The sequence below is a fragment of the Metabacillus sp. 84 genome, from assembly GCF_050107715.1.
Lineage (GTDB): Bacteria > Bacillota > Bacilli > Bacillales > Bacillaceae > Metabacillus_B.
The window spans coordinates 1-13,265 of sequence record NZ_JBNILN010000002.1 but is presented as its reverse complement, the minus strand read 5'-3'; the positions used below and the strand labels follow the sequence as shown (position 1 = coordinate 13,265).

Here is a 13,265-nt window from a genome sequence, read left to right as displayed (position 1 = left end):
AATCAGCCTGCCCCATTCTGTTAGAACAAAACAACACTGGCATAGAAACCCCCCGGTGCTCCCGGGGGGTTTCCATTTCTGCATTTTTTCCTATCCGGATTTTTCAGACAGCCCCCTTGTCATTAGCAAGAGATCCGTTAGCTTAATTCCCATTCTACTAAATAAGGATAAGGATTAATGGCTTCAAATTCAGCGTCATACAACCCGAAATGCAAATGGGAAACAAATTTTCCGCTCGTTCCTTCCGGTCCATATCCAGTATCCCCTACATATCCGATCAGCTGGCCCCTTTTTATTTCGGAACCTGCGTCAATCCCGTCTGCATACTTTGAAAGATGGGCGTAATAAGCGTTAAACCCATCTGGCGTCTTAACGGTCAGCCTCCATCCTCCAAGCTCGTTCCAGCCTTTACGGGCAATGCTTCCATCTGTAGCTGCATATACAGGAGTTCCCTCCTCGGCAAATATGTCCGTGCCTTCATGAACTCTTGCTCCGCCATATTCTCTGGATTTTCCCCAAGTGTCTACAAATGGATGATAGGTTCCTTCTTCCAGAGGAAATATACCTGTATCAAGGGCCGAACGTTTCTCCTCTGTCTTAACTTGAAGCTCCTGACCGGCATAAATGACGTCAGATTGGAGATTATTCAAGGTTTTGAGCGAGGCAGCCGTTGTATGGTACTGTAGAGAAATCCCGCTTAGTGTTTCTCCGCTTTGAACCTTATGTACCAAAGTTCCTTTTACAGACATGTCTTCCCCTAAATCTATTGATTGTCCAGTATAAATCGTATCATCAGAAAGGTTATTGCGCTGCATTAATTCATCGATCGAGCGCTGATGCTCGGCTGCAAGTTCTGAAAGGGTATCCCCTTCTTTTACTGTTATTGTGCTTTCTGCGGATGCCGGCAGCGTAACCGCACCTGCAGAAAGGGCTGCAGCCAAAGCCATTGGAATATATCTTTTTTTCATGTAACCGCATTCTTCCTCGTTGTAATTGGATGACACCTATCACATGAGAGGATTCGATGCTGACAAACCGTTTACATCGCAGTTAAAAAAATTCAATAAAATCGAACTACAAACAAGTGATTTTTCCCAGTTATCGGGGAGTTCCGTCCGGCAGTAATCCTCAACTAATTTCATGCCTTCTCACTAGATTTTGGATAGCTGCTTTGCGATGATTAAAACATCCCCTTTAAACCTCTTACATAAAAAAGTGCTTCCCAGCAGGAAGCACCCCTTATACTTAAATTGGTTTGATTCTCCATATTCCTTCAGCATATTCCTTAATGGTCCGGTCACTTGAAAACGAACCTGAATAAGCAATATTCAGAAGGGACTTTTCCTGCCATTCCCCTTTATTGATAAAGGTCCGCTCTACCCTTTCCTGTGCTTCTGCATAGGAGGAAAAATCTTTTAGTACAAAATACTGATCATTATGAGCAAGCAGCGAATCGAAGATGGCTTCAAACTCTCCCTCTGTTTCGTGAAAAAAGCCATTAACAAGCTGGTCTACTGCCTGGCGAATTCTTGCATCATGATGGTAATACTCAGTTGAACGATAGCCGCCGTTTTCATAATAATCGAGAACCTGCTCGGCTGTCAGGCCAAACGTGAAGATATTGGACGGCCCGACGGATTCCAGTATTTCCACATTTGCCCCGTCCAGGGTTCCAATTGTCAGAGCCCCGTTCATCATGAACTTCATATTTCCGGTTCCTGAAGCCTCCTTAGAAGCTGTGGAGATCTGCTCGCTCACATCCGCTGCAGGAAAAATGGATTCGGCCAGTGACACACGGTAATTTTCCATAAAGACAACCTTTACCATCTGTGAAACTTTCGGATCTGAATTCACCTTTTCTGCTAAGGCATTAATGAGTTTAATGACCTTTTTAGCATAGTAATAGCCAGGCGAGGCTTTTGCCCCAAAGATGAATGTACGCGGATAAACAGTGAAATTGGAATCTTCTCTAATTCTGTTGTAAAGATACATAATATGAAGTACATTCAGCAGCTGCCTCTTGTAGGCATGCAGCCGCTTCACCTGTACATCAAAAATAGAAGATGGATCTATTTTTAAAGAGGATTGCTCAAAGATTTTATGGGCCAGAATCTCTTTACGGGCCTGTTTGATTTGGGCATTCTTTTCCTTCATTCCCTCGTCATATATGAACCGTTTCAGCTGGATCAGGGATTCAGGCTCTTTGATCCACCGGCTGCCGATTGCTTCTGTAATTGCATCAGACAGCTCAGGGTTTGCTTTTAAAAGCCATCTTCTATGGGCAATTCCATTTGTTTTATTATTGAATTTTTCTGGTTCAAACTCATAGAACCGCTTCATTTCACGCATCTTTAAAATATCGGAATGGATTTTAGCCACACCGTTTACACTATGGCTTCCAGCTATCGCAAGATGCGCCATTTTCACAAGACCGTGAGCAAGAATGGCCATATGCTCAATCCTGTTCCAATCGCCCGGGTACCTCTCCCACAATGCTTTGCAATAGCGCTCATTTATTTCTTCAACAATTTGATAAATCCTTGGCAGAAGAGGCTTAAACAAGTAAATCGGCCATTTTTCCAGCGCTTCGGATAAAGTTGTATGGTTCGTGTAGGAGATCGTATGGGTCGTTATATGCCAGGCTTCCTTCCATTCCAGATGCTCTTCATCCAAAAGGATCCTCATTAGTTCAGGAATGGCTAATACTGGATGAGTGTCATTAATATGCAAAGCAACTCTTTCATGAAAATCATGAAGGCTTCCATTCTTTTTCCGATAGGAACGGATGATGCTTTGAATACTGGCGGAAACAAGGAAATACTGCTGCTTCAGCCTTAAAATTTTCCCTTCATCATGCGTATCATCGGGATACAGAAACTCAGAAACCGCTTCTGTTTCACGTTTGTATGTAAGCAGGTCCCGGTGCAGAGGAGGATGATGTGCAGGCTCTGCACTCCAGAGTCTCAGCGTATTAACGGTATTCGTTTCATATCCAATAACAGGCATATCATAAGGCACGGCAACGATTGTTTCTGCCGAAGTATGAGTAAACTCCAGCTTGCCATCTGTTTCCCGGCTCTCAATGGTTCCCCAGAACAAAATGTCCACCGCCTGATCCGGTTTTCGCACTTCCCATATGTTTCCATGGCGCAGCCATTGTTCAGGATACTCTACTTGATAGCCGTCTGCTATTTTCTGGTCAAACAAACCGTGCTTATATCGAATGCCGCAGCCATGACCCGGCAGATCCAAAGAGGCCAGAGAGTCCAGGAAGCAGGCGGCAAGACGTCCAAGCCCGCCGTTTCCAAGCCCGGCATCCGCTTCTGATTCTTCAATTGCGGACAAATTTATGCCAAGCTCCTCCAGGCCTTTTTCAACCACTTCACGAATTCCGAGGTTTAAAAGGTTTTGTCCCATCAGTTTACCCAGCAAAAATTCGATGGATAAGTAATAAACCTGCTTGTTGTTAGCTGAACGGTTTTTCTCGTTTGTCTGGATCCAGTTTGCACTGATGTATTCTCTGACCATAAGGCCTAAAGTGTTGTATTGATCCCTGCTGGATGACTCTCTGAACGTTTTGCCATAGGTCATTTCCAGCCTTTTAAGAAAATTCTTCTGAAAAGACTCTTTACTTGAGAACAATACTCCCACTTCCCATCAGATCAGAATAGAGCTCATAATACTGGCTGGCTGATTTAGCCCAGCTGTAATCCTGGCTCATGGCATTTATGACAAGATCATTCCATAATTCTTTGTCCTCTCTGTAGACCGTGACTGCTCGCCTGATGGTATGCATCATATCATGTGCATTAAAATTCCGGAATGAAAATCCATTGCCTTCTCCGGTAGCTTCGTTATAGGAAAGGACCGTATCGTTTAATCCGCCCGTCTCCCTGACTACTGGAATAGCCCCGTACCTTAGGGCAATCAGCTGACCCAGCCCGCATGGCTCGAACCGAGAAGGCATGAGAAAAATGTCAGCCCCTGCGTAAACCTTGTGTGCTAAGGGCTCATCAAAGCCTATGTGAGCTTTCACCCTTTCAGGATACTTATATTCCATATGCCTGAAATAGTTTTCAAATTCCTCTTCTCCCGTGCCAAGGATGATCCACTGCGTATCTTCATTTACCATCTCCTCCATAACATGCCGGACGAGATCAAGCCCCTTTTGTCTTGTCAGCCTTGTAACCATCGTAATCAGCGGAACATCCGGACGCTCGGGAAGCCCAAACAATTGTTGAAGTGCTGCTTTATTTTCCTGCTTCTTTTCTATTTCGGCGACATCGTATGAGGCTTCAATTAAGGAATCATTGGCAGGATTGTATACTGTGTCATCGATTCCATTAAGAATGCCGTGCAGGGAATCCCCTTTAGACCGCAGCAGACCGTCCATCCGTTCACCGTAATATGGAGTCTGAATTTCATCCATATAAGTCGGACTCACGGTTGTAATGGCGGAAGAAGAGATAATGGCTGCCTTCATAAAATTTACACATTGATAGAATTCCAGTTTGTCCGCAGTAAAATCTTCATGCCCGAGATTCAGGAGATCATAGATGATCTCCTGAGGAAAAATACCCTGAAACTCAAGGTTGTGAATCGTAAAAACGGTTCTGATTTCAGAATAGAACGGATCGGCTGCATACACTTCGTTTAAGAAGTAAGAGACCATTCCGGTGTGCCAATCATGGCTGTGAATAAGGTCCGGCTGAAAATCAATGGCCTTCACTGCCTCCAGAACGCCTCTTGAAAAAAATGAAAACCTTTCCCCATCGTCGTAATGCCCGTAAAGAGAATCCCGGTTAAAATAGTATTCATTGTCCAGGAAATAGTACGTTACACCATCCAACTCGTATTCTTCAATTCCGCAAAACTGCGAACGCCACCCGACAGCCACTTGAACTTCCTTGATCTTAGTCATTTCCGCTTTGTATTTTTCCGGAATCTGGCCGTATTTCGGCATCATGACTCTTACATCAGACCCCATCCGTTTGAGTTCCTTCGGCAATGCTCCGGCTACATCAGCAAGACCTCCCGATTTGACGAAGGGCACACATTCTGCTACGGCAAATAAAATTTTCACGACTTGATCAGCACTCCTTGAACCGAACCTTTTCGAAGCACAATTGGATGCTCCTTTGTTCCTTTAAGAACTTCATGACTGCCGATTTTGACGTCTTTATCCAAAATTACATTTTCCAGCACACAATTTTCTGCTATGGAAGATTTCTGCATAATAATCCCGTTTTTGATGACGGTATCTTTGCCTATGTGGACCGCCCTGAATATAATTGAGTTTTCAACATGCCCTTCAATCCGGCTGCCATTCGCAATCATTGAGTTGCGGACATAGGAAGACTTCAAATATTTTGTTGGCGGCTCATCTTTGACTTTTGTATAGACAGGCGCTGCCTTTGGAAACAGCTCTTTCCAAACATCCGGCTTTAATAAATCCAGGCTGTATCGGAAATACGATTCGATTGAATCGATAACAGAAGCATAACCCGTAAAAGAGTAATCGCAGATGTTAAGCTGAGATCTTCCTTCAGTGACTACCTGATTTAACGTTTTAAGCCCCCGCTCATCGTAGGTAGAAATCAAATCCTTTAACAGAGAAGTTTTGAGCACATACATTTGGAGGGATTTCCCATCCTTTGTGATTTCCGTTACATCACAGCCCATTTCCATATGATGCTTGAGCACCTTGCAGAAATCGATGTTGCAGACCGTATGGCTGTTTGCAATTACCGCGTATTCCTGCCTGCTTCTTTTAAAATAGTCAAAGTGATCTTTAAATTGCCTGAATGAACCGAACTCGTCATACTCATCATGAAGATGTGGAGATGGAAAAAAGAACAAGCCATCACGCTTGCGGTTTAAGTCCCATTCCTTTCCTGATCCAAGATGATCCATAAGTGACCGGTACTGGTATTTAGGGAAGATAGCCACACTGTCCACTCCTGAATTCACCATATTGGATAGGACAAAATCGATTAATCTGTAGCGTCCTCCAAACGGAATAGCGGCCATAGACCGGTTTTGTATTAAATCATCAATATTCTGACTATGCGCCGTAGCATCTATTATTCCAAGCAGGGTATTGTTCATGCTTACCCACCTCTTCCTTTTGTAGTATGTGCCGTTTATTCAGTGACTTCCGCATCGCGGAGGGCCACTTGCTGCTGTCTGATATAGTCCGGAGTAACAAGGAGGACTTCATCGAGTTCTGTATTGGAGCGGATCATCGTACCATCTTCAATCGTCATGCCCTCAGGTACAATGGCATTCTCAATGTATACGTTGTCCCCAATAACCGCATCTGGCATAATAACACAATTCTTTAAAAATGAATCCTTTCCAACCGTTACACCCTGGAAAAGGACGGAATGCTGAATGGTTCCATATACTACGCATCCTTCATTGACAAGAGAATCTGTTACTTCAGCTTCTTCTGAAATGTATTGTGGCGGCTGGTTCGGATTAACTGAATAAATTCTCCAGTCCTGGCTGAACAGGTTAAGCTCGGAATCCTCTTTTAAAAGATCCATGTTTGCATCCCAAAGGCTTTTCACTGTACCTACGTCCTTCCAGTAGCCTTTAAACGGATAGGCAACAAGCTTCTTTTTCTCTTCAATAAGGAGGGGAATGACGTCTTTCCCAAAGTCATTGCTGGAATATGGATTTCTTTCATCCATCTCTAAATATTCTTGAAGGATAGACCATTTAAAAATATAGACGCCCATTGAAGCAAGATTATTTTTAGGATTTTGAGGCTTTTCATCAAAATCAACGACATCCAGCTGTTCATTTGTATTCATTATTCCAAAGCGGTTTGCTTCTTCCCAGGGAACCTCAATTACTGAAATGGAGACATCCGCGTTTCTTTCAATGTGGTAATCCAGCATTTCTGAATAATCCATCTTATAAATGTGATCTCCTGAAAGAATTAATACATATTCAGGATCATACTGCTCCAGATAGTTCAGATTCTGATATATAGCACTTGCAGTGCCCTTATACCATTTTACTTCGGAGGATTCAGCGTATGGCGGCAGTACTGTAACCCCTCCATTTTTTCGGTCTAAATCCCATGCACTTCCGATTCCAATATAAGAGTGAAGAACGAGCGGCTGATACTGGGTAAGTACCCCTACTGTGTCAATGCCGGAGTTCGTGCAGTTGCTGAGCGGAAAATCGATAATTCTGTATTTCCCTCCAAATGGTACAGCCGGCTTTGCCAGATTCTTTGTTAAAGAACTAAGACGGCTGCCCTTTCCCCCTGCCAGAAGCATTGCTACGCATTTCTTTTTCATTGTTGTTCTCCTTTCTCTTTTTAATGGCTCTCAACAAGCTAAAACCAAATGGCGGCACCGTCATTTTAATGCTGTACGGCTGGCCATGAAGTTCCTCAGCTTCGGCTTTCATTTCTTTTCCGTTTATTTGTCCGGATCCACCGAACGAAGGATCATCGCTGTTTAAGATTTCTACATATCTTGTATCAGCAGGCACCCCGATTTTGTAATCGTGGTACACATCGCTTCTGAAGTTGCAAACGGCAATCAGCAGTTCTCCATCCTTTAATCCTCTTCGTATAAATGAGTAGATGCTTTGACCCGCATTATCAGCATCAATCCATTCAAACCCTTCTGGAGAGTGATCCAATTCGTAAAGCGGCCGCTGCTTTTTGTAAATACTCATCATCTCTTTAAAATAGACCCTTGTTTTTCTATGAAGCTCATAATCTTCTAAAAACCAATCAAGCTCCTCCAAATCCTTCCATTCATCAAACTGACCGAATTCGGATCCCATGAAAAGAAGCTTCTTGCCTGGATGGGCGAGCATATATCCCATTAACAGCCTTAGCTGAGCAAACTTTTGCCAATAGTCCCCCGGCATCTTATTTAACAGCGATTTTTTGCCGTGTACCACTTCATCATGGGAGAAAGGAAGAATGAAATTTTCATTGAAGGCATACATAAGGGAAAACGTCATTTTGTGATGAATATCGCTGCGGGCATGCTGATCTGTCTCCATATACTCCAGGACGTCATTCATCCAGCCCATATTCCACTTGTATTGAAATCCAAGTCCTCCCTCGGAAACAGGTGCGGTTACCAAAGGCCAATCCGTAGAATCCTCCGCTATCATCAGTGCGTGAGGGTCGAATTCATGAACCTTTTCATTCAGCTTTTTTATAAAGCTTACCGCGTATGGATTCTCAGCATCTGAATCGGAATTTGGCCAGTACAGCATATTAGCTACGGCATCAACCCGGAAGCCGTCAATATGATATTTCTCCAGCCAGAACAAGGCGTTGGAGATTAGAAAGCTATGTACTTCCGGCTTGCCCAGATCAAAATTGGCTGTACCCCAAACTACATTTTCTCTGTCACTGTAATTGCTGTATTCGTAAACCGGCTCTCCATCAAACATATAAAGGCCGTGTGCATCCTTGCAAAAATGGCCGGGTACCCAGTCCATAATGACGCCCAAATCGTTTTGATGACATAGGTCAATCAGTTCCATAAACTCTTCAGGTTTGCCATACCTGCTGGTAGCTGCAAAGTACCCTGTTCCCTGGTACCCCCAGGACCTGTCAAAAGGATGTTCAATCACCGGCATTAATTCTATATGCGTGAAACCGTGTTCAATAACGTACGGTATCAATTCATCCGCAATTTCCTTATACGTATAAAAACTTCCATCGTCCTTCTTTTTCCATGATGCAAGATTTAGTTCATATATAAAAAACGGCTTTTGATAAACAGTCTTTGCCTTCTTTTTCTTTTGCCACTTCTGATCATTCCAGGTATAGCCGTCAATATTGGCGATTACCGAAGCAGTGTTCGGTTTTACTTCAGAATAAAAAGCAAAAGGGTCTGCCTTGAGCAGTCTTGATCCATTTCTGGTGATCAGCTCATATTTATACACATCACCTTGCTTTAAATCAGGGAAAAAACCAGACCATATTCCTTCTCTGCTCACCTTTTCAAGTGAATATCCGCTTCCCTTCCACTTATTAAAGTCTCCGGCTATCCTGACATCCTTCGCATGCGGCGCCCAAACAGTAAATTGGACTCCATTTACCCCGTTAATTGCTTTTAAATGGGCCCCGAATTGTTCATAGCTCTTAAACAGATTTCCTTCATGAAACAAATGAACTTCAAAATCTGTAGGACTGGCAATCATCCAGAATGAACCCTCCTTTGCTAATTAGAGTGTATCTCAATCTATATACCCCTATTTCTCTTTCTTAATTCACTAATAAGTGAAAAATCCCTTTTGTGCAAACGCTTTTATATTTTGACATAATCCTACAAACTCCATGTACTCTCATTATAAACATTATTTTTCAAAACAATTGCTGGAAAAGAATAGAAAAAATAGAAAGAAAGTTCGCGAATAATAAAGTCTCTTTTATAACGCACAGTTATAAGTATTATTTTACAAACATATGAAAGTGCAAATAATGTCGAAGAATATCGTATTTTTTTCCAGTCTCCGATGAGAAATCAGCTGATATCGCAGAGCAAACAGAGAAGGATAGTCAAAAATTCGTTGCAACTTTATGAAATTTGTATTATAGTTCTAAAAACTAGTTACCGGGCTAAGGGGTGATCTGATGCTAAAGTTAGTGGAGCCTGACGAGAGGTATAGAGAAGAATATATGGATTTCTACAGGGATTGGATTCACTCCGGTGAAAAAGTTGTCCCATGGGTCGTTTCTGAAGACCCTTCTGATTTTTTTGATTATATACAAGAATTAAAGGCACAGAAACTGGAAGAAAACGCCCCGGAAAATTTTGTTCCTCACTCCACCTATTGGCTGCTGACCGAATCAGGGAAACTGGTTGGAGCTGCAAATGTAAGGCACAGGCTAAATGAGTATTTAAGGATACGCGGGGGCCATATTGGCTATGGAATCAGGCCATCAGAAAGAAAAAAAGGATATGCAACTGCCATTCTGTCGATGACTTTGGAGAGGATCAAAAAGCTGGGGTTATCCGAAGTGTTGGTTACGTGCGATAAGGACAACATCGCTTCGGAAAAAACAATTCTAAAGAACGGTGGAGTCTTCGAAGCAGAGTTCATAGAAGAGGACGGTAATGCAATAAAGCGCTTCTGGATCCAAAATAAATAAAAAACGCTGCGATTGCAGCGTTTTTTATTTATGACCCGTACGGGATTCGAACCCGTGTTACCGCCGTGAAAGGGCGGTGTCTTAACCGCTTGACCAACGGGCCGTATTAATAATAGATGGCGGAGAAGGAGGGATTTGAACCCTCGCGCCGCTTACACGACCTACACCCTTAGCAGGGGCGCCTCTTCAGCCACTTGAGTACTTCCCCGCAAATATAGAGAGGATCTGTGAAAAAAATCCACAAACCTGACTGATGCCTATAAGTATGATGGCTCCGCAGGCAGGACTCGAACCTGCGACCGATCGGTTAACAGCCGATAGCTCTACCACTGAGCTACTGCGGAACAAAATAAATGGGCCTGAATGGACTCGAACCATCGACCTCACGCTTATCAGGCGTGCGCTCTAACCAGCTGAGCTACAGGCCCATATTCAATGGAATTGGAATTGGAGCGGGTGATGGGAATCGAACCCACTACATCAGCTTGGAAGGCTGAGGTTTTACCAGTAAACTACACCCGCATTCTATGGGGCGACTGATGGGAATCGAACCCACGAATGTCGGAACCACAATCCGATGCGTTAACCACTTCGCCACAATCGCCATAAAAAAATGGTGGCTCGGGACGGAATCGAACCGCCGACACATGGATTTTCAGTCCATTGCTCTACCGACTGAGCTACCGAGCCATCTAGCTTCGGCTTTCACTAAGCTTAAATCTCATCGTCAGCTCCCCCGTTCCCATCCACTCGTATCTAGATACGGAGCGGTGTTCACTAGGTCGCTTCCCTGAATTTCTTGCTTATTAAAACCCTCTAGCATTTAATATAGATTATCTTATGTATCAAGAAAACGTAAATGGCGGTCCGGACGGGACTCGAACCCGCGACCTCCTGCGTGACAGGCAGGCATTCTAACCAACTGAACTACCGGACCATTTTGGTTGCGGGGACAGGATTTGAACCTGCGACCTTCGGGTTATGAGCCCGACGAGCTACCAGACTGCTCCACCCCGCGATAATAAAAAGTATTAAGTTTAGCTATGCTCATTGTTTGTAGACTGTCCTCGCCTCAGGAAGCAAAATCAAGCAGTGTCTCGGCGAGTACAACTCGAAGCTTATTCGTGGAAGCAGCGCTCGTTGCTCCACCCCGCGATAATAAAAAGTATTAAGTTTAGCTATGCTCATTGCCTGCAGAAAATGGAGGAGGAAGAGGGATTCGAACCCCCGCGGGGTTTGACCCCCCTGTCGGTTTTCAAGACCGATCCCTTCAGCCAGACTTGGGTATTCCTCCGTGCAAGGGAAATGGTGGACCTTGTAGGACTCGAACCTACGACCGGACGGTTATGAGCCGTCTGCTCTAACCAGCTGAGCTAAAGGTCCCTGTATGGTAGCGGCGGAGGGGATCGAACCCACGACCTCACGGGTATGAACCGTACGCTCTAGCCAGCTGAGCTACGCCGCCATATAGGTTATTATAATTGGTGGAGCCTAGCGGGATCGAACCGCTGACCTCCTGCGTGCAAGGCAGGCGCTCTCCCAGCTGAGCTAAGGCCCCAATTATGTAAAATGGTCGGGAAGACAGGATTCGAACCTGCGACCCCTTGGTCCCAAACCAAGTGCTCTACCAAGCTGAGCTACTTCCCGAAATATAATGGCGCGCCCGAGAGGAGTCGAACCCCTAACCTTTTGATCCGTAGTCAAACGCTCTATCCAATTGAGCTACGGGCGCTTAATAAAAGTGCCGAGGACCGGGATCGAACCGGTACGGTAGTCACCTACCGCAGGATTTTAAGTCCTGTGCGTCTGCCAATTCCGCCACCCCGGCGCTGTAAAAATGGAGCGGAAGACGGGATTCGAACCCGCGACCCCCACCTTGGCAAGGTGGTGTTCTACCACTGAACTACTTCCGCGTAAACATGGTGCGGATGAAGGGAGTCGAACCCCCACGCCCGAAGGCGCCAGATCCTAAGTCTGGTGCGTCTGCCAATTCCGCCACATCCGCTTACTGTATAAAAATCGAATGGTGAGCCATGAAGGACTCGAACCTTCGACCCTCTGATTAAAAGTCAGATGCTCTACCGACTGAGCTAATGGCTCCTTATATTACCTACACCCAGAGCATGTAAGACGCCCCAATCTCAGAAAGCTTATTCAAGCAGCAGCTCCATTTGGGCGCTGATGCTTCGCTTCGAAGATCACTCGATCGTGCTCTGCCGACTGAGCTAATGGGTCATTCATTTACACTCTCTCAGGTTATACAATACCCTGTGAATGGTGCCGGCAAGAGGACTTGAACCCCCAACCTACTGATTACAAGTCAGTTGCTCTACCAATTGAGCTACACCGGCCAAGTACGAATTACCGAAGTATAGGATGGTGGAGGATGACGGGATCGAACCGCCGACCCTCTGCTTGTAAGGCAGATGCTCTCCCAGCTGAGCTAATCCTCCATATAGTTTCGGCTTGCGATGAGCGGCGCATTGCGTTGTCGTCTTCACTCGTTCGCATCCTCACGCACTCATGTGCGCTCCGGGGCTCTCTCCTTCGGCTCCTAGCACTGCTTGCTCCTCCCAACCCTCTTACGTTCACTTTGTTGGGTGATGCTTTCGGCTTGTGATGAGCGGCGCATTGCGTTGTCGCTTTCAGTCGTTCGCATCCTCACACACGGATGTGCGATCCGGGGCTTACTCCTTCGGCTGCTGGCATTGCCTGCTGTTCACAAACCTCTTAAAAGAAAAAGATACGCCTGGCGGCGTCCTACTCTCACAGGGGGAAACCCCCAACTACCATTGGCGCTGAAGAGCTTAACTTCCGTGTTCGGTATGGGAACGGGTGTGACCTCTTCGCCATAGTCACCAGACATATTCATTCTTTTAAAAAAGAGACAAGATTTATTATAGGTTGATTTCAGAAAAAATCAAGACTTTTTTTAATCTTTTTGCTCTTTCAAAACTAGATAACGATTGGTTCACGAGTCAAACGCCTTACGTAATTTGGTTAAGTCCTCGACCGATTAGTATCCGTCAGCTGCACATGTCGCCACGCTTCCACCTCGGACCTATCAACCTGGTCATCTTCCAGGGGTCTTACTTCAAAGAATGGGAAATCTCATCTTGAGGGG

The 13,265-nt window shown here is 44.8% G+C and carries 7 protein-coding genes, 21 tRNA genes and 2 rRNA genes; 1 reads left to right on the top strand and 29 read right to left on the bottom strand.

All coding sequences use genetic code 11. From position 1 onward, the window contains the following. Positions 1–137: 137 nt before the first annotated feature. The 6 genes from ACQCV8_RS04610 to glgB form a co-directional block, all read right to left on the bottom strand. Entirely contained in the window at positions 138–968 is an 831-nt protein-coding gene (locus ACQCV8_RS04610; protein ID WP_426843385.1) for a LysM peptidoglycan-binding domain-containing protein, read from the bottom strand. A 277-nt stretch (positions 969–1,245) separates the two neighbouring features. Further along, positions 1,246–3,642 carry a glycogen/starch/alpha-glucan phosphorylase gene (locus tag ACQCV8_RS04605; protein ID WP_426843384.1) on the bottom strand — a complete coding sequence of 799 codons (2,397 nt, stop codon included), beginning with the start codon at positions 3,640–3,642 and terminating at the stop codon, positions 1,246–1,248. Then, positions 3,629–5,083: a glycogen synthase GlgA gene (glgA, locus tag ACQCV8_RS04600; protein WP_426843383.1), complete on the bottom strand. Its 1,455-nt coding sequence runs from the start codon at positions 5,081–5,083 to the stop codon at positions 3,629–3,631. The genes ACQCV8_RS04605 and glgA overlap by 14 nt, the downstream gene beginning before the upstream one ends. Then, complete coding sequence (locus ACQCV8_RS04595; RefSeq protein WP_426843382.1) at positions 5,080–6,108, bottom strand: sugar phosphate nucleotidyltransferase; 1,029 nt, start codon at positions 6,106–6,108, stop codon at positions 5,080–5,082. The genes glgA and ACQCV8_RS04595 overlap by 4 nt, the downstream gene beginning before the upstream one ends. A 35-nt stretch (positions 6,109–6,143) precedes the next feature. Then, positions 6,144–7,313, bottom strand: coding sequence for a glucose-1-phosphate adenylyltransferase (locus tag ACQCV8_RS04590; RefSeq protein WP_426843381.1), 1,170 nt, complete (start codon positions 7,311–7,313; stop codon positions 6,144–6,146). Next, on the bottom strand, positions 7,258–9,189 hold the full coding sequence (glgB, locus tag ACQCV8_RS04585) for a 1,4-alpha-glucan branching enzyme (RefSeq protein ID WP_426843380.1): 1,932 nt from the start codon (positions 9,187–9,189) through the stop codon (positions 7,258–7,260). The genes ACQCV8_RS04590 and glgB overlap by 56 nt, the downstream gene beginning before the upstream one ends. Before the next feature lie 433 nt (positions 9,190–9,622). On the opposite strand from glgB, the gene ACQCV8_RS04580 reads away from it, so the two are divergent. Then, a complete protein-coding gene (locus tag ACQCV8_RS04580) occupies positions 9,623–10,141 on the top strand; it encodes a GNAT family N-acetyltransferase (RefSeq protein ID WP_426843379.1) in 519 nt (172 codons plus the stop codon). Between the two features lie 31 nt (positions 10,142–10,172). Here ACQCV8_RS04580 and ACQCV8_RS04575 read toward each other — a convergent pair. The 23 genes from ACQCV8_RS04575 to ACQCV8_RS04465 form a co-directional block, all read right to left on the bottom strand. Further along, positions 10,173–10,244 (bottom strand) — tRNA-Glu (locus tag ACQCV8_RS04575). Between the two features lie 14 nt (positions 10,245–10,258). After that, positions 10,259–10,349, bottom strand: a tRNA-Ser gene (locus ACQCV8_RS04570). Between the two features lie 61 nt (positions 10,350–10,410). Then, a tRNA-Asn gene (locus ACQCV8_RS04565) sits at positions 10,411–10,485 on the bottom strand. A 10-nt stretch (positions 10,486–10,495) separates the two neighbouring features. Then, a tRNA-Ile gene (locus tag ACQCV8_RS04560) sits at positions 10,496–10,569 on the bottom strand. Between the two features lie 20 nt (positions 10,570–10,589). Continuing rightward, positions 10,590–10,663 (bottom strand) — tRNA-Gly (locus ACQCV8_RS04555). A gap of 6 nt (positions 10,664–10,669) precedes the next feature. Next, a tRNA-His gene (locus ACQCV8_RS04550) sits at positions 10,670–10,745 on the bottom strand. A 10-nt stretch (positions 10,746–10,755) separates the two neighbouring features. Continuing rightward, positions 10,756–10,831: transfer RNA gene (locus ACQCV8_RS04545), tRNA-Phe, on the bottom strand. Positions 10,832–11,001: 170 nt separating this feature from the next. Next, positions 11,002–11,078: transfer RNA gene (locus tag ACQCV8_RS04540), tRNA-Asp, on the bottom strand. A gap of 4 nt (positions 11,079–11,082) precedes the next feature. After that, a tRNA-Met gene (locus ACQCV8_RS04535) sits at positions 11,083–11,159 on the bottom strand. Between the two features lie 183 nt (positions 11,160–11,342). Next, positions 11,343–11,435, bottom strand: a tRNA-Ser gene (locus ACQCV8_RS04530). 12 nt (positions 11,436–11,447) lie between these two features. Further along, a tRNA-Ile gene (locus tag ACQCV8_RS04525) sits at positions 11,448–11,524 on the bottom strand. A gap of 5 nt (positions 11,525–11,529) precedes the next feature. Then, positions 11,530–11,606: transfer RNA gene (locus ACQCV8_RS04520), tRNA-Met, on the bottom strand. 17 nt (positions 11,607–11,623) lie between these two features. Then, positions 11,624–11,699 (bottom strand) — tRNA-Ala (locus tag ACQCV8_RS04515). A gap of 12 nt (positions 11,700–11,711) precedes the next feature. Continuing rightward, a tRNA-Pro gene (locus tag ACQCV8_RS04510) sits at positions 11,712–11,788 on the bottom strand. A gap of 8 nt (positions 11,789–11,796) precedes the next feature. After that, positions 11,797–11,873: transfer RNA gene (locus tag ACQCV8_RS04505), tRNA-Arg, on the bottom strand. Positions 11,874–11,883: 10 nt separating this feature from the next. Further along, positions 11,884–11,969 (bottom strand) — tRNA-Leu (locus ACQCV8_RS04500). A gap of 10 nt (positions 11,970–11,979) precedes the next feature. Then, positions 11,980–12,054: transfer RNA gene (locus ACQCV8_RS04495), tRNA-Gly, on the bottom strand. A gap of 7 nt (positions 12,055–12,061) precedes the next feature. Beyond that, a tRNA-Leu gene (locus tag ACQCV8_RS04490) sits at positions 12,062–12,146 on the bottom strand. 19 nt (positions 12,147–12,165) lie between these two features. After that, positions 12,166–12,241, bottom strand: a tRNA-Lys gene (locus ACQCV8_RS04485). A gap of 175 nt (positions 12,242–12,416) precedes the next feature. Further along, a tRNA-Thr gene (locus tag ACQCV8_RS04480) sits at positions 12,417–12,492 on the bottom strand. Between the two features lie 26 nt (positions 12,493–12,518). Further along, positions 12,519–12,594: transfer RNA gene (locus ACQCV8_RS04475), tRNA-Val, on the bottom strand. 294 nt (positions 12,595–12,888) lie between these two features. Beyond that, positions 12,889–13,004, bottom strand: a 5S ribosomal RNA gene (rrf, locus tag ACQCV8_RS04470). Positions 13,005–13,137: 133 nt separating this feature from the next. Then, positions 13,138–13,265 (bottom strand): 23S ribosomal RNA (locus tag ACQCV8_RS04465); the annotation flags it as partial.

Bases quoted from the DNA above. Each gene is read 5' to 3' on its own strand.
- ACQCV8_RS04590 (WP_426843381.1), bottom strand. From the start codon at position 7,313: ATGAAAAAGAAATGCGTAGCAATGCTTCTGGCAGGGGGAAAGGGCAGC.
- ACQCV8_RS04580 (WP_426843379.1), top strand. From the start codon at position 9,623: ATGCTAAAGTTAGTGGAGCCTGACGAGAGGTATAGAGAAGAATATATG.
- ACQCV8_RS04595 (WP_426843382.1), bottom strand. From the start codon at position 6,108: ATGAACAATACCCTGCTTGGAATAATAGATGCTACGGCGCATAGTCAG.
- ACQCV8_RS04610 (WP_426843385.1), bottom strand. From the start codon at position 968: ATGAAAAAAAGATATATTCCAATGGCTTTGGCTGCAGCCCTTTCTGCA.
- glgB (WP_426843380.1), bottom strand. From the start codon at position 9,189: ATGATTGCCAGTCCTACAGATTTTGAAGTTCATTTGTTTCATGAAGGA.